Genomic DNA, 23,667 nt, shown 5'->3' with positions numbered 1-23,667 from the left:
CTAAACTTGAATTAAATATTTAAATGTCATCAGTCATCTTTTTAGTTGCTGAATTTGCAATGATAATGAGTACCCATGTTTCAAAAGATTGACATTTTTCAAAAACTATCGATAAAGAATGAAAATAATAATTATTTCTAATATGAGAACATTAAGTTTTTTTAAACTATCTGTATTTTTCTTTTTCTCAGTTTTTATGTCTTTTGGACAAACTAATAAATCAAAAATAGTAAATACATATATTGATCCTTCTTCTGTTGACTTAACAAAGCCCACTATATTTGCTATACCATATTCGCATTTAGACGATCAATGGAGGTGGGCATATCCGCAAGTAGCTCGTGAGTTTCTTAGAAATACTCTAGACGAGAATTTTGCATATTTTGAACAATACAAAGATTTTAATTTTAACTGGACAGGAGGCTTTCGATATGCTATGATGAAAGAGTATTATCCGAATAGATATAAAGAATTAAAAAAATGGATCGATAAAGGGAGGTGGTATCCCAATGGTAGTTCTTGGACTGAGAATGTTGTGTTAGCACCAACAACTGAATCTGTTATCCGTCAGATTCTTATGGGGTCTCAATTTTTTAAAAATGAATTTGGAACAGAAAGTCGTGAGTACATGTTGCCTGACTGTTTTGGTTTTCCTTACTCTCTGCCATCTGTTTTGAGTCATTGTGGCATAAGAGGTTTTTCTACACAAAAGCTAACATGGGAATCTGCGAATGGAATTCCTTTTAATATTGGAAAATGGATTGGACCTGATGGAAATTGGGTTGTTGCTTCATTAAATGCTGGAAATTACGCTGGAAAACAGCATGAAGGTGTTGTTTATAGTACTGATGAAAAGGTAGCCAAACGTCTAAAAAAGAATGAGGAAAAATCAGGTTTACCTATTGATTACTTCTATTTCGGTGGAGGTGATCATAATAATGCTGATAGAGGTGGAGCACCAAGACAGAAAAATTTAGAATCTATTAAGAACTCTTTGCAAACAGAGGGTCCTGTGAATCTTGTTGTGGCACAACCAGACTTAATGTTTAATGCAATCACAGATAAGCAAGCAGAAAAATTTCCAACGTGGGAAAAAGATTTACTACTTGTAAAGCATTCTACAGGAGTACTCTCCTCTCAAGCATATCAGAAAAAAATTAATAGAGAGGCTGAATTAATTGCTCCTTCTGCTGAAAAAGCTGCAGTTACAGCACATATTTTAAACGGGATGGCCTACCCCAAAAAAGCAGTAAATCAAGCTTGGGGGCTTATGTTAAGTAATCAGTTTCACGATATATTACCTGGAACTTGCATTCCTGAAGCACATTCTTATGGGTGGAATGATGGTATTATAGCGCTAAATCAATTTGATGGAGTATATCAGGACGCCGTAGGTACATTAGCCCAATCGCTAAATACAAATGTCAAAGGAATACCAGTTGTAGTATACAATCCAATGTCAATACCCCGTACAGCTGATGTTGAAGCATTAATACCAGATGAACTAAAGAAAGCCAACAAGATAGCGGTTTATAATGCAAAAGGAAAAGAAATACCTTCTCAAATTACAGTGGGCTTTGATGGAAAAAAACGTATATTATTTCAAGGCAAACTTCCTGCTCTTGGTGCAAGCGTGTTTTCTATTCGTGAGGGAAACTCTAAAATAAAAAAATCAAGCTTAATAGTTCGCGAAAATTATCTTGAAAATACTGATTTTAAAGTCACTATTGATAAAAATGGTGATATCTCTAGTATTATTGACAAAAGCATCAATCGAGAATTACTTGAAAAACCAATTCAATTAGAGTTTGGTGAAGATTTTCCAGATTCTAAACCGGCTTGGCGTATTTATTATAAGGATATTATAAAACCTGCGGCTCATGTGTTATCAGATCCAATATCTGTAAAAGTTATTGAAAATGGCCCAGTGCGTGTGGCTATTGAGGTAGTAAGAGAATTTGGAGAAACAAAAGTTTGGCAAAGGATAAGATTATCATCTGGAGATGATGGAGCTAGAGTTGATATAGCTAGTCAAGTAGATTGGAAAACCCGAGGGCACTTCTTGAAGGCAGCTTTTCATTTATCAGCGGAGAATCCTTTAGCAACTTATAATTTAGATTTAGGGGTCATTCAAAGGGGAAATCGCAATAAAAAGCAATATGAAGTGCCTACACATAGTTGGATTGATCTAACAGACAAATCAGGTGAGTTTGGAACTTCTATCTTAACAGGTTATAAATACGGAAGTGACAAAGTAGATGATAATACCATTCGAGTTACCTTAATTCATTGTCCAAATACAAAAGAAAGTCAACAAGAAGTTATGGATGATGGAACAATGTCTGAACAAAGATGGCAAGATTGGGGTAGACATCAGTTTACCTATGGAATAACAGGGCATAAGGGTGATTGGATAACCGAAAAACTTCATAAAAAAGCAATGAGTGCTGAACAGCGTCCTGCAGCTTTTGTTGTTCCGAAATACAAGGGAAACAAAAGTACCTTATCGTTATTAGAAATCAATTCAGATTTGGTGAATATTCAAGCAGTTAAAATGGCTGAGGATGGATCTGGTGTTGTTGTAAGATTACAAGAATTATATGGAAAAGGAGTTTCTAATTTATCACTTTCAGCGATAAAACCGATTAAATCAGCTGAGTTCATTGATGGTGCAGAACGTAAATTAGGGAAAAAAATTATTGTAAAAAAAGGTAAGGTTAATTTAAACTTTAAGCCTTTTGAATTGAAATCTATCTTATTGAAGATGCCTGTTGCTACCACGAAACCGGTATTAACAACACCGGTTAAACTAGAATTTGATACAGATGTTTTTACTGTAAACGAAGATCCGGAGGATGGTTATCGTGAAGATGGTTTAGGTACTGCCACACCAAGATCTGAGGCGTATCGCGGTAGTTTTGATGGAAAAGGCGGAACCTACCCCGCAGAACAAGTAGCAGATAAAATACAAGTTGGTAACGTAGAATTTGTTATGGGGTCTAGAGATTATAAGAAATATAATGCAATGCAATGTGTAGGTCAAACCGTTGATTTGCCAGTAGGAACTAAAGTTGTTCATATTTTAGCCGCTGCTGATATTGAGAAAGAAGTTGTGTTTAAGATGGGGGAAAAAGATGTTCCTCTAACCATTGGTGCATGGACAGGATATCTAGGACAGTGGGATACGCGCTTGTTTGAAGGGCATGTTGCTGAGTTGTCCTATTCTTTAAGAAATCCTTTAAAGACTATTCGTCCAGCGTATTATAGGAACCATCGTGTGGCTTGGACCGCTTCGCATCATCACAGACCTGGTACTATGGTAGATCAATGGTATCAAACAAGTTATATGTTTGCTTACCGACTAGAACTTCCAGAAGGCACAAGTCGCCTAACCTTGCCTGATGATAGATATGTTCGTATTATGGCTATGAGCATAGGTGATGAAGCCCCTGCAAAAGCCTTACAATCTCCTTTTGAAGATTTACATCGTAATCAAGAATTCAAAAACAAATTTTATAACACAAACTATTAAAAAAAAACGAAAAGGGAAATAAACCAACTAAACGAAACCAAAATTAGAAATCATGAGTTTTAAAAAAAAGTTTATGAACACACTTGCCTTATTCCTTCCTGGGATTTTCTTACTGGGATTTAATATTGGTACTGGGAGTGTGACATCAATGGCAAGAAATGGTGCTTCTTATGGTATGCAGTTATTATGGGCAGTGGCTGCATCTTGTTTGACAACTTTTTTATTAATCAGCATATATGGAAAATTTACTGTGGTAACCGGTGAAACAGCTTTACAAGCTTTTAGAAAGTATATCCATCCTAGCTTTGCCTTGTTTTTTATTATCGCCTTAACTTTTGGAGTAAGCGGCAGTGTCATGGGGGTTATTGGTATTGTTGCAGAAATTTGTCAAGAATGGTCTAAATCTCAGGGAGGTGATGGTATTGATTCGATTTGGTTTGCAGGTTTTTTTATCACTTTGGTGTATATCATTTTTTGGAGAGGCAAAACAAAAGTCTTTGAACGCATGTTAGCACTTATTGTGGCATTAATGGCGGCTTGTTTTTTATTAAATTTCTTTATTGCAATGCCCCCTTTAGGGGATATACTTTCAGGTTTAGTGCCTAGTGTTCCGGATGTTAAACAAGGAGATGATCCATTGTTGCTTATAGCAGCTACTGTTGGTACTACTGTATTCTCTGGATTATTCATTATTCGTACCACTTTGGTAAAGGAAGCAAATTGGGATATATCTCATCTTAAACAGCAAAATACGGATGCAATTGTATCAGCCTCACTTATGTTTGTTATAAGTGCGGCTATAATGGCAGCGGCGGCAGGCACGCTTTATAAGGAAGGAGTTGTTATGCATCATGCATCTCAAATGATTACTATTTTAGAGCCTCTTGCGGGTGCTTTAGCAACCACTCTATTTGCTTTAGGTATTGTTGCTGCTGGAGTTTCTTCACAATTACCAAACATACTTATGTTGCCTTGGTTAATTTGTGATTACAATAATTCAGAGCGAGATATGAGTTTAACTAAATATAGAGTTATAGTAGCATTTATCTCGTTATTAGGACTGGTTGTACCAGTTTTTGGTGGTCGTCCTGTTTTTATAATGCTTTTATCTCAAGCATTAAATGCCTTTATTTTACCCGCAACTGTTGGGGCTATTATTTACCTAACAAATAGGAAAGACTTAATGGGAGAGTACAAAAATTCTTTATCAATGAATTTGTTTTTAGGGTTAATATTTGCCTTTTCATTGTTTACATCCTTTATAGCTGTAAATGGCCTAATTGACAATTTAAGTAGATTATAAAAATTAGATATTTATGAAAATACCTGACATACTTTTTTTACCAGCCAACCGCGTATGGAGAACTTACCCAGGAGGTAAAAAACTAGATATTCTCGAAGGTATTGCAAAAGTTGAGGACAATCATTTTCCAGAAGATTGGATTGGTTCAACAACTAGAGCAGTAAATTTAGGACGTGAGCATTTAACCGATGAAGGTTTAGCAGAAGTTGAAGTGGATGGCGTCATGGTTACTCTAAAAGAACTTTGTGAGAAAGAACCAATTGCAGTTTTAGGTGAAAATCATTATAAAAAATACGGATCAACAACGCAGTTTTTATTAAAGTTTTTAGACTCTGCAATTCGTCTTCATATTCAGTGTCACCCAACAATTCCATTTGCTAAAAAACATTTAAACAGCGACTCTGGAAAAACTGAAGCATACGTTATTTTAAGTGTACGAGAGGAAATTGAAGATCCATATATTTATTTCGGATTCCAGAAAGCTCCTGATGAAAAAAGATTTAAGAGAATTGTTGAAGAACAAGATATTGATGCGATGTTAGCTTGTTTTGAAAAAATTCCTGTGAAACCTGGCGATGTGTTTATGGTACCCGGAGGTATGCCACATGCAATTGGAGAAGGTGTTTTTATGGTAGAAATAATGGAACCTACAGATTTTGCCGTGCGAGTAGAGTTTGAAAGAGGAGGCTATGTACTTCCAGAGGGCTCTCGGTTTATGAATCGCGGTATTGATTTTGCGTTATCGATGTTTAATTATAACTCTATTTCTATCAAGGATATTAAAAAGAAGTTTTTCTGTCATCCTCGTTTGTTAAATTCTCAAAATAATAGTAAAGAATATATCCTTATTGATAAAGTCAAAACAACATGTTTTAAAGTAAATAGAATTGATGTAAAGGACAGTTATATCAAAATATCGGAAACTTTTTATATTGGAATTATCACAAAAGGCTCTGGGAAAATAGTGTTTAATGGTACCGATTATACCGTTAAATATGGAGATAAATTTTTTATACCGTACCAAACACATATGGTGCAATATCAATCGGATAATGAGATGGAAATTTTGCTCACGTTTCCACCAGAATAAAACGTCTAATGTTGTTAGTTTTCATACTTCAATATGAATTCAATTCATCGTTTTCGTTAATTAAGTATGTTAAACCATATTGAAAAACAAAGACACGACTTTTATTTATTACGTTTTAAATAATTTTTAGAAATCAAAATCACTTAAATATGAAAAAAATAATTCTAATTATAATCTTCTTTTTTAGCTTGTTACAGGTATCTTTTGGTCAAGAGGATTATACAAAGTACGTTGATCCAAAAATTGGAAATGTAGCACAGTTTTTAGTTCCGACATATCCTACGATGCATTTGCCTAATCAAATGCTAAGAATGTTTCCAATAAAAAATGATTATTTATCGGATGAAATAACTGCTTTTCCATTACAAGTGGTTTCCCATCGGAGAAAAGGAATCTTACAAATGAGCGTTTCACAAGGAAAAATAACTGATGATACATGGAATGCTAAAATGCATATAGATCATGATTTGGAAGTTGTTAAGCCTTGGTTTTATTCAACTTACTTAATTGATGATGATATTCAGGTAAGTTTTGTTCCTTCAAAAAGGACTGCAATGTATAAAATAGATTTTCCTAAAGGAGAACAAAAGAATGTAATCATACAAGGAACAAGAGATATGGAAAGTGTCGCATTTGACAAGAATGCCTTTACGATTCAAGAAAAAATTAAATATAAATCGAGAGGTGTAAATCCAATAACTAGAGAAATGTCAGCTTATGTTTACGCGACGATAACTAATGAGGAGGGTAAACCGATTAAAGGGTTACGATTTAATACAAAAAACAATAAGTTTTCTCTTTCATTAAAATCAAAGGTAGCTACCACATTATTTGTAAAATATGCAATTTCCTACATCAGTTTTGAGCAAGCAAAAATTAATTATGAAAAAGAAGTAGCATCAAAGAATTTTAATGCACTTGTTAATGATGGAAAAAAGGCTTGGGAAAAGGTCATTAGTCAAATTGAAGTTGAGGGAGGTACTACAGCACAAAAAAGAAGCTTTTATACCTCTTTATACCGAACTTATGAGAGAATGATAGATGTAAATGAAGGGGGCAAATATTACAGTGGGTATGATGGTAGAGTTCATGAGAGTGATCGTCCTTTTTATGTAGATGATTGGATTTGGGATACCTATAGAGCCCAGCACCCTTTGCGTACGATTCTTGATCCTCAAGTGGAAAATGAAATTTTGAATTCATATACTTTAATGTATAATCAAAGTGGTTGGATGCCAACATTTCCTCAGATACATGGTAATCACATGTGTATGAATTCATACCATTCTTCAGCAATTTTTATTGACGGTTATAGAAAAGGTTTAAGAGATTATGATATTGAAAAAGCCTACCAAGGTGTCAAAAAGAATTTAACAGAAGGTACTTTTATACCATGGAGGCAAGGTGCAAAGAAATTGCCCATTGATGATTTTTACCATGAAAACGGCTATTATCCTGCACTTAAAATACTAAAAAAAGAGGGGGATGGTAGAGACTTAAAAGAAATAATGGAAGAAGAAACTGAACCTATGGTTGATGATTTTGAAAAGCGCCAAGCAGTAGCTGTTTCTTTAGGTGTAGCTTACGATTTTTGGGCGCTAGCAGAGCTTGCCAGAGAATTAGGTTATGAGAAAGATTACCTAGAGTTTACAAAAAAAGCTAATAATTATAAGAAACTTTGGCATAACGAACTTCTTTTGTTTATACCAAAAGATAAAGATGGTCAATGGATAGATATAGATCCAAAGGCATCAGGGGGGGCTGGTTATAGACATTTTTACGATGAGAACAATGCTTGGACGTATGCCTGGGATGTGCAACAAGATGTTAAAGGTTTACTAGGATTGTTAGGAGGTAAAGAAAAAGCAGAAGCTAGGCTAGACCAATTGTTTAGAGAACCTTTAGGCATGAAGAAAAGGGATTTTTATGTAAATGGTTCTAACTCAACGGGGCTTGTCGGTCAGTTTTCTATGGGGAACGAACCCTCTTTTCACATTCCTTATTTATATAATTATTTTGGTGCCCCATGGAAAACACAAAAGCGTACCAGGTTTTTATTAGATGTATGGTTTAAAGACAATATTTTTGGAATCCCAGGAGATGAAGATGGAGGAGGAATGACTGCCTTTGTGGTATTTTCTTCTATGGGATTTTATCCAGTTACACCAGGATTACCTTTTTATAGTATTACAAGTCCCATTTTTGAAAAATCTACAACTCATTTAAAAAATGGTAAAAAATTTATAGTACTAGCTGAAGGAGCAAGTAAAACTAAAAAATACATCCAAAAAGCTTTTATAAATGATGAGGAAATTTACAGTCCTTTTATAACACACAAACAAATTATGGAAGGTGGTACCTTGAAACTTGTTTTAGGAGAACTTCCTAATAAAGCATGGGGGAAAGCAGGAGAAGTTCCTAATTACAAATAAATTTTAATGAAATAAAAATCCAAATGTAATCATGATATATAATAGAATAAATATTGTGTTGAGTTTAAGTTTCTGCTTAGGTTTTTCATTAATAGTTTTCGCTCAGAGTAAGGTTTCAAAAAAAACAAATATAATTTTAATTCTTATTGACGATCAAGATATGGATGAAATTGCTACTTATGGTGGTAATGTGTATACACCTAACATGGATTTGTTAGCAAAAGAAGGAATTAAATTTAATAATGCTTACGTAAGTAGTACCGTATGCACCCCTTCAAGGTATAGTTTTATAACAGGACGTTATGCTGGGAATTCATATAGTAATCTATATAAAAAAGAAGTTGGAGAAATAAAACAAGGTGCACCGGGTTTTAATGTTGCTATGGAAAATGATAGGATGAATGCAGCTCGAGTTCTAAGTGAGGCTGGTTATGTTACTGGTTTTACAGGGAAATATCATCTTACATCAGAGCTTGATCAGCCAGAGATGTATAAAGATTATACACCTTATAAAAATAAAAAAAAATTAGTACCAACTCCAGAAGTGTCTGCTTTGTTTGCTAAGAATGAGGCTTGGGGTAGAGCGTATTTAAAACATATTGGATTTGATTGGGCTAAAAATATTTATGAGGGTAATTTAGAAAAACCTTATGATAGTCATAACCCTGAGTGGACAGTGAACGCAGCGTTTGAGTTTTTAGATATGAATCATGATAAAACTTTTTTCCTGCAAGTATGTCCAACATTATTACACGGCCCTGTGGGGGAATGGGTAAAGTCGTTTGATCATCCCAATTACACAGCAGCTGGAGAGATAGAAGTTCCTCCTTCTATTATGGAAATAAGAAAAAAACTTAGAAAAAAATTGACAGATTTAGGTTATGATCCAAAATCTGGTGACTGGGGGATTGCTTGGATTGATGCCATGATTGGAGACATACTTGACAAGTTAAAAATGTTAGGTATTGATGATAATACTTTGGTGATATTTGCTCCGGATCATGGTAGTTCAGATAAATCTAGTTTATATAGTATCAATGGTACTAAAATACCTTTGTTAATGAGATGGCCTAATGGAATACCAGCAGGAATTGAAAGTGATGCCCTTGTACAAAACATAGATTTAGTTCCTACGTATTTTGAATTAGCCAAAGTAAAAACACCTCAAAATTATCATATTGACGGGAGAAGTTTGACAAGATTATTTAAAAATGGAAAAACAAAAAATTGGAGAGAGCATTTATATTTTGAATTAGGAAACAGCAGAGCTGTAATGACAAGTAAAAAGAAATATATAGTAAAGAGGTTCACCAAAAAAGAAATAACAAGAATACAGAATTCAAAGATTGAAATGCTCCCAAAATTGATGAATCCTCTTAAACGTTGGGGTATTGGATTACGAGGAGCAAGTCATCCAGGTTTTTGGGATGAAGATCAACTATATAACCTAACAATCGATCCTAATGAAAATGTTAATATAGCTTATGATATTAATTACAAGCACGATCTCTTGGATATGCAAGATATTCTTAAGAGTTATTTGATGAAAATTGGTCGTCCTTATGGAGAGTTTTATCTCGGGGAAGATTCGGCTCCTCCTGGGCAAGTTGATGATAAAATTGAAATTGTAAAACAATTAAAAATTAAAGGTAAAAAAGTTATTGTTACCAATTCCATAAATGTTAATACTAACTAAAAGCTTTCATTCTTATTAAATAATAAGGATTGTTATAGAAGCTTCTTTTTAATAAACCAATATAAATTATTGAGAGACATGAAAATTAAATTAATTTTTATCTTATCCACAGTGTTTTTAAGTTTTGGCTGTGAAAATAGTATTAACTCTACCTCTGAAACAGAACAAAGGCCAAACGTAGTAATTATTTTAGCTGATGATATGGGGTACGGTGATATTTCTTGCTATGGTCAAACAGGTTATAAAACACCAAATATAGACGCTATAGCAGCTCATGGTATAAGTCTTACAGATTTTTATGTTCCAACGCCCTATTGTGCACCTTCAAGAGCAACTTTATTAACAGGAAGGTTTCCTTTGCGGCATGGGATGATAAAAAATCCACATCCGGATACCACAGAAGAAGCTTTTAATGTAGGAATACCTTCTAGCGAAATTTTAATGTCCGAGATATTTAAGGTATCTGGTTATGCAACAAAAGCCATTGGTAAGTGGCACATGGGGCATAAAGAAAAGTTTTTTCCTGTAGAAAATGGTTTTGATGAGTATTACGGGATACTATACTCAAATGATATGCTTCCGATACAGGTAATTAAAGATAGAGACACCATACAGTATCCAGTAGATCAAAGACAACTTACAACTAATTATACAAAACAAGCTGTCGATTTTATAAACAGAAAAAAAGATAGTTCTTTTTTCTTATATATGGCACATAGCATGCCTCATAAACCATTGGCCGTTTCAGATAAATTTTTTACACCAGATACACCAAATGATTTATATAATGATGTAATTATGGAATTAGATTGGTCTGTTGGTGAGGTTATGAAAACATTGACAGAGTTAAAGTTATTAGAAAATACAATCGTTATTTTTATGTCTGATAATGGACCTTTTTATGGAGGAAGTACCGGTGGGTTTAAAGGGATGAAAGCAACTACATGGGAAGGAGGAATAAGAGTCCCTTTTATCATAAGTTATCCTAAAGTTTTTCCTAAAAACCAAAAAGTAAGTGTACCATTATGGTCTCCTGATGTGTTACCAACACTTTTGTCTCTAACCAATACCACACCAGAAAAAATGAATACACTGGATGGACAAAATATAATTGAAATTCTGAAAGGAAATGAAGCAAACCACCCTCCAGTTTTTAGTTTACACAACGATAAAATTATGTCTATCAGAAAAGGTGATTTTAAGCTCTTTTTAAATAAGCCTAATAATCATTTAGTTAATATTGAAACATGGGTTGATAAAAAAGCTCCAGATGGAATTAATATCATCGCCCAAATGGAAGGGCAACCAACACCAGAACAATATCCGGGTGTAATTCCTCAAAAATCTAAGAATAAAATTCAACTGTTTAACATAGTAATAGATCCTAGTGAGACAGAAGATTTGGCAAAAACAAATACATCTAAAGTAAATGAGTTAATGCAAGATTATAAAGCATTTTTTAAAAGCTTACCAGCTTTAGGAGATAATAAACAAGAAATTAAATCTAAGAATCATTAATAAAAAAAATGGAAAAACTATTTATAACAATTACAATTCTGCTAATAGCGTTTGGATGCAAGAATATCGATAAAACAAAAGTAGCAGAAGAAGCGAAAAAAGATAAAAATGTACTCTTTATCATTGTTGATGATTTAAAACCAACCTTGGGAACGTATGGACATCCTTTGGTAAAATCTCCAAACATAGATAATTTAGCTAAAATAGGTGTTCAGTTTAATAATGCGCATTGTAATTTTGCCGTTTGTGGTCCAAGTAGAGGATCGTTCATGACAGGATTACGCCCAGAAACTTTAGGGGTTTTAGATAATGAAACACCATTACAATCTGTTTTAGGCGATAGAACCACGTTGCCTTATTTGTTTAAGAAAAACGGGTATGAAACCATTGGTATTGGTAAAACCTTCCACGATAAAAAGCCTGATCATGGAGATGTTAAATCATGGGATGCCTATTATAAGTTTAAAACTACTGAAATTGGCGAAAGGGGAGAAAAGCGCAACTTAACTGATGGGGAGCTGCCATGGTGTTTTTGGAAAGCAACAGAAGGTACAGATGATGACCAAGATGATGGACAAATAGCTAAAAAAGCGGTAGAGATTATTAAAACAAAAAGAGAAAAACCATTCTTCCTAGCAGTAGGATTTAAAAAACCTCACGATCCTTACGTAGCTCCAAAAAAATATTTTGATATGTATCCTTTAGAAGATTGTGATCCTCTAGAATTACCAGAAGGATATGAATTACCATATAATCATTCTTTGTTACCATGGTCAAATGAGTTTGATAAGTTTGATGAACAAGATAAACGTGAATTTTTACGTTCCTATTATGCGTGCACTACTTTTATGGATGCACAAGTTGGACGGGTAATTGAGGCATTAAAAGAAACAGGACAGCTAGACAATACGCTTATTGTTCTTTTTGGGGATCATGGTTATCATTTAGGGGAAAACAAGTGGTGGAACAAAGTAACAGTTTATGAGCAGGGTACTAGAGCACCTTTTATTATAGCAGGAAATGCAGTTGGTAAAAAAGGTCTAAAATCTGATGCAATGTTTGAGTTTATTGATATTTATCCAACACTTGCAGATATATTGAACTTAAAAAATACGCCGGATTATTTGGAAGGTAAAAGTTTTGCACCAGTACTTCAAGATCCAGAAAAGTCATTTAAAGATCAAATATATGCCGTAACAAGACGAGGGGAAATGATGGGACGTATGGTTAAAAATAAATCATGGAGATATATAGAGTGGGATAATGGCAAAAAAGGAACAGAGCTATATGATCAAAAAAATGACCCTCTAGAATATAATAACTTGGCTGCGAATAAAGAATATTCAAATATTGTTGATGAAATGAAGATTTTATTAGAAAAAAAATAGATATGGTTATTTTTCGTTTTATTCATTATGTTTTATTAGTATCATTTTTTGCTGTGGCTTGTAAGAATTCAAGTGATAAAGTTAATAATAAAAATAAGCTAAGTAGTTTTGATTATGTAGATCCAATGATTGGTACTGATGGTTGGGGACACACATTTCCTGGTGCTACCACCCCTTTTGGTATGGTTCAATTAAGTCCATCACATGATGACCCTGGAAGAAACTGGGTTGCAGGTTATCATTATACCGATACTATTATAAAAGGATTTGCTCATAATCATTTGAGCGGACCTGGTTTAGGTGCATTTGGAGATTTTTTAATAATGCCAACATCAGGCAAATTAATTGTTAATCCAGGAGAGGATGCCAATGAACCAGATAAAACATATCGTTCAAGATTTTCACATGAAAGAGAAAATGCTAAACCTGGATATTATAGCGTAATTTTAGACGACTATGATATCAAAGTAGAGTTAACAGCTTCCCAACGAGTTGGTTTTCATCGATATACTTTCAATAAGAAAGGCGAAAATCATATCATCATTGATCCTACACATAGCATTAGAGAAAATATTAAAAATACTGAAATAGAGTTTATATCAGATACCGAAATTAGAGGGATGAAAGCATCTACGGGTGCAGCTGGACGTCCGGAGTCGAGAACTGTATTTTTTTATGCAAAATTTTCTAAACCTTTTAAAGCGAAAGGATTGGTTGTGAACAATAAAATTTTAATTGACGCCAACAAGGCAACCAACAAAAGTACAAGGGCTTTTATTTCATATGATTTAGAGGAAGGAGAACAAGTTCAAGTAAAATTAGCCTTATCATATATAAGCTATGAGGGCGCAAAAAAGAATTTTGATGCTGAGGCTACTAGAAAAGATTTTGAGGAAGTTTTAAAAGAAACACAAGGATTATGGAAAGAAAAGTTGTCAAAATTTGAAATAAAAGGAACTGAATCTCAAAAGAGGACTTTTTACACGGCTGTTTATCATTCTTTTATTGGTCCAAATTTAATATCGGATGTTGATGGGAAATATATTGTAGAATTTAAAGAGTTACAGTCGGATTTACCTCAATTCAGCAATCTTTCTACCTGGGATACATATCGTGCTTTACATCCGCTATTTAACTTGGTCGAACATAAGAAAAATGCCGAAATTGTAAATTCTATTGCTTCACGATTTACTGAGGCCCAAGTAAGTTTGCCGATTTGGGAATGCGGTGGGTTTGATAATTTTTGTATGATTGGTCGTTCTCCTATTGCTATTCTAGGGGAAGCGATACTAAAAGATGTTGAAGGAATAAACATAGAAGCTGCATATGCTGCAATGTATGACGCTGCTTTTACAAAAATTGGAGCTAGTCCTAATTATGGGAAAAATAATGGAATGGATAGTTACCTTGAAAACGAGGGTTTTATAACTGCAGACATTGGATGTGCGGTTTCAAAAACAACAGAATATAATTATCATGATTATGTTTTGGCACAAGTTTCTAAAAAACTCGGGAAAATCGAGGATTATCAATATTTTTCAAAAAGATCTAAAGGATATCGCAATTTATGGAATAATGATAAAATGTATCTGTGGCCTCGATATGAAGATGGTAAATGGATGGAATTAGATTTAAAAGAATGGGGTGATAAAAAAACGGGATTGAAAAGTGCCTATATTTCAGGTAATATTTGGGCATATTCAACCTATGCACCTCATGATTTGGAGGGCCTAATTGAGTTGGTAGGAGGTAAAGATAAGTTTGTAAAATGGTTAGATAAAATATTTACGGATACTACTGTTATTTCGGGAGAGAAGCATACTGATATTTCAGGTTTTATTGGTAAACTAGGTTTTGGTGATGAGCCTGGTCATCATACACCATACCTTTATACATATGCGGGAGCTCCACATCGTACTCAAGAATTGGTTAGACAAATAGCCACTAATTTTTTCTCTGATAAACCAGATGGTTTGGTTAATAATGAAGACTTTGGACAAATGTCTGCATGGTATATTTTTTCATCACTTGGTTTTTATCCAGTTTCACCTGCTGATAAAGAATATGCTATTGGCTCTCCATTAGTTGATGAAGCTATTGTAAAACTTGATAATGGTAAAACATTAAAAGTTACTGCTATTAATAACTCTGCTGAAAATAAATATGTAAAATCAGTATTTTTTAATGGTGAAAAAATTAAAGACTTTATTATAACACATAATATGATTATGAGTGGTGGCAATTTAGTTTTTCAAATGGAATCTAAATAACGGTATAATGGGTTTTAAATAAGTCTTTGTTAAGTAAAGTAGAATCTATTATTCATATATAGAAAATAATTTTGAAACTATGAACAGAAGAGAGTTTACAAAAAATACCGCATTAAGTTTATTAGCGTTAAATACCTTGCCTGTTGGTGCAATTACAAAATTTAGGACTCCTATTTTAAATAGCAACCAAAAAGTTCCTTTAGGAATATGTAATCACTCATTAAGGAGTCTAAAATTTAACGCAGATCAATTTATTACATTTGCTATTGCTCAAAATCTTGATTCTGTTTTATTTAACACACTACATTCATTTGATAATTTAGAAAGTATTTATCTTGTTGATTTAGAGAAAAGAGCAAAGGAAAACGACATAAGTATTTATGTTGGTGTTGGTAGTATTTGTGAATCATCTAATTCATTTTCAAAAAAATATGGCAATCCTGAAGCCTTACTTAAGGAAGGAGTTCGTGTTGCTTCTGAATTAGGGTCTCCTATCGTTGGTTGTGCTATCGGTAGTATAAATGATCGTTATACTGATGGAGGTATAGAGGCTAAAATAGAAAGAGTTGTAAAACTCATGAAAAAAGTGGCTCCTAGGGCTAAAGATGCTGGCGTTAAGTTTGCCTTTGAAAATCATGCAGGAGATTTGCGCTCAAGTGAATTATTAGAGCTCATCGATCAAACAGGTACTGATATTTGTGGTGCTTTTTTTGATCCCGCCAATGCTTTATGGGCAATGGAAGATCCTATGGAAGCTTTAGAAATACTGGGATCTAATATTTTATGTACAAGTATTCGGGATGTTGCTATTTGGGAAACTAAAACTGGAGCAACTTTTCAAGGTAAAGCAATAGGAGAGGGGGGGATGGATTATAAAATGTATGCAAAAACCATGTCAAAACTATGCCCAAATGTACCATTGCATGTTGAAACTATATCAAATTCACCAACTACAATACCTTATCTGAAACCTGAATTTTGGGACGGTTTCCCTAAATTATCCCCTAAAGATATTGTTGGATTTTTAAGATTGGTTAGAGTAGGAAATATTGAAACTCCTTTGCAGTCAGTTGTTGGACTGGATAAAAAAGAATTTGAAGGGATGTTGCAAAAATCCGAATTACTAAAAAGTTTTCAATTTTTAAGAAAACATTGTAATGCTGGTTTGAAATTTTAGTTAATCTAATATTAATCCTAAATTAAGTACAGCTCATTATTTTAGCCAGTAAGATTACCTATCATTAAATAATAGGAAAGCAGAGAAGTTTAAAATTATTTTCTATAAGTATTGAAAAGTGTTTTTCTATCCTTTTGTAGGCAATCAATCTATTAAAGTAAAATAAAGCATGTTGACCCAGTTTACAAGTTTAAAACATAATGATATGAATAATTTTAAATTTAGTTTTTTAAGCAACCATTTTCAAATGGTATTTCTAGTCCTTTTTTATACATTCTGTAATGTTTTTGCTTGTTTAGGACAAAACCAAAAGCAAAAACCTCCAAATTTGTTGTTTATCATGACAGATCAACAGCGATTTGATGCGTTGAGCTATGCTGGGAATAAAGTTTTAAAAACATCAAACTTGGATAGATTAGCTCGTGAAGGGGTATACTTTGTAAATGCACATACTCAAATGGCGGTATGTTCACCGGCAAGAGCAGCAATTTTAAGCGGACAGACTGTTGAAAATACAAAGGTATTGTCAAATAGAGAGGCTTATTCTGGACCAGAAACAGGTATTATGCCAAATAAAACCTTTGATGAAATTTTAGATGAGAACGGTTATCATTGTGAATATTATGGCAAGTGGCATACACCAACTTTTCGAGCAAAAGTGTATAAGAATTCTGTTACCGTTGCTGGTAAGTCGAAATCAGAATTAGGAGTAGGGCAAAAACAAGCGTATCTTAATTTTTTAGACCCTCTTTTCCCAAAAAAGAAACCAAATGAAAACCAATTAATGGATACATTTACGGTTCGTCCATATGCTCCAGATCCGTTAGATGTAAGGCACAATCTAAAAAAAGAGGGTAAAGATTACAATATAAAGGTTGGGCAATCATCTATTCATGGGGTTATAACTATTCCTCCAGAATATCATGTTTCTGCATTTGAAGCAGGTGAAACCATAGAAGCATTGGAGCGTTTAAAAGATAAAACTTTTAGTATAACTTGTTCGTTTCATCATCCACATCCTCCCTATTTGGCATCAAAAGAGTATTCAGAAATGTTTCCCGTAAAGGACATGACTCCTCCAGAGAGTATTAGTGATGATATGTTGAATTCCCCATACTTCAAATCAAAGAAAAGAACGAGAGAAGGGTATTCAGATCCTGAAAAAATAAAATATTTTATTTCAGAATATTACGCCCTTGTAAAAGAAGTCGACGATTGGATTGGTTTGATATTAAATAAATTAGACGAATTGGGCTTAAGTAACAATACTTTGGTGGTGTTTACAAGTGACCATGGAGAAATGCTTGGGAACCATGGTATGGTTGGGAAATTTAATTTTTATGAAGAATCATCTCATATACCCATGTTGATTAGATTTCCTGGAAGAATAAAACCGGGAACAGTGGTTAAATCTCCTACTTCAAATATGAATTTATTTGCTACCATTTTGGATTATTTAAACATGGATAAAGTTCCTTCTGATGGAGAGAGTTTACGTGGATTGATAGAAAATGGTGATAATGAAAACGCCTATGTGGTTACTGAATGGTTAAGCGATTTAACCTCCAAACCATCGCATATGGTATTGAAAGGAGGATGGAAATTAATGTTGCCACATGCGTCCGGGAAAAATGTGAAAATGGCCTTGTACAATCTTAATGAAGATCCACATGAGCTAAACAATTTGCTAGTTCCTGAGTCGGAGAAATACAAAAATAAAATTGCTGAGTTGCAAAGTTGTTTTCAGGAATGGCAAGAAAAAACAGGTTCAAAGATTTAATAATTTTTCAACTGTTGGTTTACTAATTAGAACCAATGGAACTAATATAAATAAAACGCATTATGCATTTTCAAGCAAAAGAGAGTAGGTATTCAAACATGGTTTATCGTAGAAGTGGTAAAAGTGGGATTAATTTGCCCGCCATTTCATTAGGTTTATGGCATAATTTTGGAGGAGTTGATACTTTTGAGAATTTTCGTAAAATAATTTGGAAAGCATTTGATTCAGGAATTACCCATTTCGATTTAGCAAACAATTATGGTCCCCCTCCTGGATCTGCAGAAGAGAATTTTGGTAAAATTCTTAAGATGGATTTTAAATCTCACAGAGATGAAATGATTATTTCTACTAAAGCTGGTTGGGATATGTGGCCAGGACCTTATGGAGATTTGGGATCCAGGAAATATTTGATAGCGAGTTTGGACCAAAGTTTAAAACGTATGGATTTGGATTATGTAGATATCTTTTATTCACATAGACCAGATTATGACACACCATTAGAAGAAACAATGGGCGCATTATCAACTTCTGTAAATTCTGGTAAAGCTTTATATACTGGTATTTCAAGTTATGAGGCAGATAGAACAAAAGCTGCATCCGATTTATTAAGAAAAAGTGATACTCCTTGCTTGATACATCAACCCAAATATTCCATGTTTGAACGATGGGTAGAAAATGGGTTGCTGGATGTTTTAGGGAATGAAGGTATTGGTTGTATTCCTTTTTCACCACTTGCACAAGGACTATTAACTAATAAGTATTTAAATGGAATACCGAAAAACTCTAGAGCAGCCAAATCTACTGGTTTTTTGCAATCGGGTGAAGTTACTCCTGAAAAAATTGAAAAAGTAAAACTACTCAATAAAATTGCAAAAAACAGGAATCAATCTCTTGCGCAATTGGCAATTTCTTGGTTGTTGAAAGATGAGCGAGTGACATCCGTTTTGGTGGGGGCAAGCAGTACGGAACAACTTGAAGATAATTTAAAATCATTAGATAATTTGAATTTTGAAACTGATGAATTATTTCAGATTGAAAATATTCTCAAACAATAAATAAAACTTATTATACAGCCTAAAAGATAGAAACAATGAAAAACAATAAATCACACATACTTTTCTTCCTAGTTCTAATAATATTAAGTTCATTTTCCTTTGCTCAAACAAAGCATGCTAAAAAAAGTAAATTCATGAGTTATAAAGGCCTTGTTATGGCTGGTTATCAGGGTTGGTTTAATACTCCAACTGATGGCGCAAATAGAAAGTGGACGCATTATAGTAGATCAGGAAAATTTGAAGATGGTTATACCACTATTGATTTTTGGCCAGAAATGGATGAATACAAAAAGAAATACAAGACTGCGTTTAAATTTGAAGATGGTTCACCTGCTTATGTGTTTAGTTCATATGATGAAAGTACAGTTGACCTACACTTTAAATGGATGAAGGAATACGGTGTTGATGGTGTATTTATTCAAAGGTTTTTTTCGGTATTGACGCGAAAAGGTAGAATAAAACACAATGATAAAGTGCTTAAGTCTGCCATCAAAGCGGCCAATAAATATGGTATAGCTATTTGTTTGATGTATGATATTGGAGGTATGGATGACGAAAACTATGAACTGGTTTTAAAAGATTGGAAACATTTAGTTGATGATCTTAAATTGACGAATCAAAAAAATAAAACAACGTATTTATTTCATAATGATAAACCTTTGGTAGCCTTGTGGGGAGTTGGTTTCAAAGATAGAAACAGCAGTCATATTCCCGAGGTTTCTAAAATGATGGATTTTTTTAAAAATGATCCTAAATATGGAAACTGTTCAATTCATTTGGGTTTACCTGCTTATTGGAGAACTTTGGGAAGAGATACATCTGGTGAGCCTGAACTTTTAGACTTGGCAAAACAAGCTGATATCATTCATCCTTGGTTAGTTGGACGTTATAATGAGAAAAGTTATGAAAAGTTTAGAAAAGAAGTAATCCTTGGAGATGTTGAATGGGCTAAAAAACACAAAGTGTCGTATGTACCTACCGTTTTTCCCGGGTTTTCTTGGTACAATATGAAACCAAATGCTAAATTTAATTCCATACCTAGAAATAAAGGTAAATTCTTTTGGAAACAAATAGCTGGAGCTATGAATAGCGGTGCAGAAATGATTTATGTAGCTATGTTTGATGAAATTGATGAAGGTACTGCCATAATAAAAGTAGCTAGGGAAGTACCTGTTGGAGAGAAAAGTAAGTTTGTTCCTAGAGAAGAGGGGGTGCCTTCAGATCATTTTTTATGGTTAACAGGTATGGCCGGTAAAATACTAAGAGGAGAGGTTGTTTTTTCTAATGAAATGCCAGTAAGAAATTAATAATTTGTGTCAATTTAATTGGAAGTTTTAAAAATGTTTACTGTTTTTCCAATTAGACCTCGTTTGTTTTTATCTCTTTTTTTATGGAATAAAAAGGAGTTGTAACATTTACATATTAAATAAAACTATGATAAAAATAAGAGTATTAATCCTTTCCCTTTTTGCTGTTGCTTCAATAGTGTTCTTTTTTACAAATCAAGAAAAAAAAATTAAAAATACGGAAGCTTCGCCAATAACAAAAAATGGATTATTAGAGCAGCCTAATGTTATTATGCTGGCATTGGATGATTTAAATGATTGGATAAACCCATTGGGATATACACAATTAAAAACCCCGAACTTAGATAGATTAGCAAATGCGGGGGTTAACTTTACCAATTCACATGCTCCAAATTCTTATTGTGCGCCCTCTAGAACTGCAATTTGGACTGGACTTCAATCATCTACTACGGGATGTTATAAAAATGAAGTATATCATTATGATTATCCAAATATTTTGCCTTTGCATTTAGCTTTTAAAAAGGGGGGCTATGATATTTATGGAGCGGGTAAGTTATTTCATCACAGGGCGGGATTTGTTGATTTACGCGGATGGAATGAATATTATACCAGGACCAAAGAAGTTAAGGAAGTAGGATATGAAATGGGATATCGTGGTAATGACTTGCCATTTCCAGAACCTTTTCCTTATAGCCCTTACTATATAAAGCAAGGAAAAAAGATTAAAGGTGGTCCTTTTTTAGAGTGGGCACCTATCCCTAACGAACTTAGTGAACAAATGTTAGAAAATAAGCGAACTAATTGGGTTTGTGACCTTCTTAGAAAAAAGCATGAAAATCCGTTTTTTATTGCTATAGGTTTGTATACACCTCATTTCCCAAATTATGTGCCACAAAAATATTTTGATATGTATGATTTGGAAAATATTGAGATCCCTGAATTTTTTGAAAATGATTTAGATGATTTACCTCCTGCTATTAGAGATGCTGCAATAAAAAGAAAAGCGCAACATCACGATAAACTAGTTAAATTAGGTTTAATGAAAGAGGCATATAGGGCCTATTTCGCAGCTGTATCATATGCTGATGATATGCTGGGGCGTATATTAGATTCACTTGAGCAGAGCCCCTATAAAGATAATACGATAGTTGTTGTTTGGAGTGACCAAGGTTATCATCATGGGGAAAAAGGAAATTGGGGTAAGCATACTTTATGGCAAGAAACATCGCATGTTCCTTTTATTTTCGCTGGCAATGATTTAAAAAAAGATATTGATGTTGATGCAACAGCTGGCTTAATTGATTTATACCCTACATTAGCTGAACTTTGTAATTTACCAAAGTCACACAATTTGGATGGTATGTCTTTAGTTCCGGCTTTAAGAGGAGAGAGTATGAAGGATAGGTCTTTGTTTGTTCCTTACCACATAAGAGGAAGTTATTCTGTTATTAATTCTGATTGGAGATACATTCATTATAACGACGGTACGCAAGAACTTTATGAATTAAAAAAAGATCCTAATGAGTGGTATAATTTAGCAACTAAAGAAAATTATAAAGAGGTTATAAATAATTTAAAAAAAGAGGCGCCGAAAGAGTTCAGAGAATCTGCCACACCAAGGAATACACTTGATTTAATTATAGAGAAGGATACCATGTATTGGAAGAGTAAAAATGGGGGAAAACCTCAAATGTATTATTAGATAAAGTTATTTAAAACATCAAGAGTTGTTCATAAATCTTCTAGAGATCAAAAAAAATCTATCGTTATTGAAAAAATCTCATGGAGGTATTATCTAAAGTCTTTTTGCTATGATCATTGTATAGAATTTTAAAGAAGAAAACGGAATATTTAATTGATTTTGTAATGGACAAAGAAGTAAATTAAATTTAAAATTACAGACTTCCGTACAGATAGGTATAAAAAAAGCTCAAGTTTTAAACTTGAGCTTTTTTTATTTAGTGATTTTTAAGCCTATTTTTCTTTTTTCTTTTTTCTTTCTGCAGCAGCCTCAGAAGCTTCAATCGCTTCTTCTAAAGATACCGTGCCATTGGAGTCTTTATCCATTCTGTTAAATTGTTTTTCTAACCTGTCATTAGGAATTTCCTTCTGTCTTTTCACTGATTTGAATTCTTCTAATGTCATAACTCCATCACCATTACTGTCCCAACGTTCAAACCTTTTTTCATAATTTGGCTCTTTTTTTTCTTGTGCAATGGTACTAAATGAAAAAGCAATTACAAATATTATAAATGCGATAAATTTTGATGTGTTTAGTTTCATATTGTTTGTGTTATTATTTTAACAATGATAAGATTTATACATTAATTTTTAGTTAATAGATTCTTAACAGTATATGGAAGAGAATTATACAATTATTGAATTAAGAGAAAGATAACGTGTGTATTGGGAAATTTCGTTAGAATTTGTTTTGATAATTCTATTTTGGTTTTACACCCGATGCTGTTTTTTGTACGTTAGAAGGTATTTATGATGTGCTAAAATTCAAGAGAAAAATAATTAGCGGATGAACTACTTAAATCATCCTTTGTCCAGTATTTATCGCGGATTGTATAAAAACAATTTATAATATCATGTTGCACAACTGTTAGCTTTTACTATTTAAAGCTTAAGACATTACTATAAGCACTTTCTAGATCTTCAGGAACTTGATAAAATATTGGAACTTCCAATAAGTGATAAATTTAATAAGAATATTTTTTTCTTAAACCAAAGTCAGAGACTGTAAAACTAACGGTATAATTTTCATAGCTATTAAAAAATAACTTGCAAAGTGAAATTGAAAAGGGTGGAATTGAAAGCAAAATAGCAATAATCTAACAATGACTTTGCATATTATTATTTAAGGCAATATTGATTGGTCGAACAAAGAATATCAACAATGTTTAAAAGTATGAATGAAAAAAAGCTATTTATCGATTCCATTTTATCTATGATTTAGGGATGGGGGTAGATTTCTGTTTTTTAAGGGGTTAGGTGTGTGTTTTGACTTTGTTTTTTTTATTTGTCGACCAAGAAATTAAAATTAATACTTAATTAAGTAATTATTATTTAATCATTAATCACTCGCTTTTACATTTATAAAAAGTTAATATGAA

14 protein-coding genes are annotated in these 23,667 nt (G+C 33.2%); 13 read left to right on the top strand and 1 reads right to left on the bottom strand.

The features are described 5' to 3' along the window. Nucleotides 1–118 precede the first annotated feature (118 nt). The 13 genes from AC2DZ0_RS05415 to AC2DZ0_RS05355 all read left to right on the top strand — a co-directional run bounded on the left by AC2DZ0_RS05415 (nt 119) and on the right by AC2DZ0_RS05355 (nt 22,250). Nucleotides 119–3,532, top strand: a complete 3,414-nt coding sequence (locus AC2DZ0_RS05415; RefSeq protein WP_484644166.1) for an alpha-mannosidase — start codon at nt 119–121, stop codon at nt 3,530–3,532. Between the two features lie 73 nt (nt 3,533–3,605). After that, the gene (locus AC2DZ0_RS05410; protein ID WP_484644165.1) at nt 3,606–4,835 is read left to right on the top strand and encodes an Nramp family divalent metal transporter; all 1,230 of its coding nucleotides are present in this window, start codon (nt 3,606–3,608) and stop codon (nt 4,833–4,835) included. 13 nt (nt 4,836–4,848) lie between these two features. Further along, on the top strand, nt 4,849–5,925 hold the full coding sequence (locus tag AC2DZ0_RS05405; RefSeq protein ID WP_484644163.1) for a class I mannose-6-phosphate isomerase: 1,077 nt from the start codon (nt 4,849–4,851) through the stop codon (nt 5,923–5,925). Between the two features lie 149 nt (nt 5,926–6,074). Beyond that, nucleotides 6,075–8,357 (top strand): GH92 family glycosyl hydrolase, encoded by a 2,283-nt coding sequence (locus AC2DZ0_RS05400; protein WP_484644161.1) that lies wholly within the window; start codon nt 6,075–6,077, stop codon nt 8,355–8,357. Nucleotides 8,358–8,388: 31 nt separating this feature from the next. Then, nucleotides 8,389–10,053, top strand: a complete 1,665-nt coding sequence (locus AC2DZ0_RS05395; RefSeq protein WP_484644160.1) for a sulfatase family protein — start codon at nt 8,389–8,391, stop codon at nt 10,051–10,053. A gap of 78 nt (nt 10,054–10,131) precedes the next feature. Further along, the gene (locus AC2DZ0_RS05390) at nt 10,132–11,571 is read left to right on the top strand and encodes a sulfatase-like hydrolase/transferase (protein WP_484644159.1); all 1,440 of its coding nucleotides are present in this window, start codon (nt 10,132–10,134) and stop codon (nt 11,569–11,571) included. A gap of 8 nt (nt 11,572–11,579) precedes the next feature. Beyond that, nucleotides 11,580–12,959 (top strand): sulfatase, encoded by a 1,380-nt coding sequence (locus AC2DZ0_RS05385; protein WP_484644157.1) that lies wholly within the window; start codon nt 11,580–11,582, stop codon nt 12,957–12,959. 2 nt (nt 12,960–12,961) lie between these two features. After that, nucleotides 12,962–15,229 (top strand): GH92 family glycosyl hydrolase, encoded by a 2,268-nt coding sequence (locus tag AC2DZ0_RS05380; RefSeq protein ID WP_484644156.1) that lies wholly within the window; start codon nt 12,962–12,964, stop codon nt 15,227–15,229. Between the two features lie 79 nt (nt 15,230–15,308). Next, complete coding sequence (locus AC2DZ0_RS05375) at nt 15,309–16,406, top strand: sugar phosphate isomerase/epimerase family protein (RefSeq protein WP_484644155.1); 1,098 nt, start codon at nt 15,309–15,311, stop codon at nt 16,404–16,406. Between the two features lie 205 nt (nt 16,407–16,611). Beyond that, the gene (locus AC2DZ0_RS05370) at nt 16,612–18,186 is read left to right on the top strand and encodes a sulfatase-like hydrolase/transferase (RefSeq protein ID WP_484644154.1); all 1,575 of its coding nucleotides are present in this window, start codon (nt 16,612–16,614) and stop codon (nt 18,184–18,186) included. Between the two features lie 62 nt (nt 18,187–18,248). Beyond that, nucleotides 18,249–19,241, top strand: a complete 993-nt coding sequence (gene mgrA, locus AC2DZ0_RS05365; protein WP_484491982.1) for an L-glyceraldehyde 3-phosphate reductase — start codon at nt 18,249–18,251, stop codon at nt 19,239–19,241. Between the two features lie 134 nt (nt 19,242–19,375). After that, entirely contained in the window at nt 19,376–20,548 is a 1,173-nt protein-coding gene (locus tag AC2DZ0_RS05360; protein WP_484491981.1) for a glycoside hydrolase family 99 protein, read from the top strand. Nucleotides 20,549–20,675: 127 nt separating this feature from the next. Then, nucleotides 20,676–22,250, top strand: a complete 1,575-nt coding sequence (locus AC2DZ0_RS05355; RefSeq protein WP_484644151.1) for a sulfatase — start codon at nt 20,676–20,678, stop codon at nt 22,248–22,250. Between the two features lie 272 nt (nt 22,251–22,522). Here the strand turns inward: AC2DZ0_RS05355 and AC2DZ0_RS05350 are convergent, their stop codons facing one another. After that, complete coding sequence (locus AC2DZ0_RS05350) at nt 22,523–22,831, bottom strand: EF-hand domain-containing protein (RefSeq protein WP_484491979.1); 309 nt, start codon at nt 22,829–22,831, stop codon at nt 22,523–22,525. Nucleotides 22,832–23,667: the final 836 nt, after the last annotated feature.

The sequence above is a fragment of the Flavicella sp. IMCC45668 genome, from assembly GCF_057219105.1.
The sequence above is the reverse complement of the archived record's forward strand: the minus strand, read 5'-3'. Positions and strand labels throughout refer to the sequence as shown.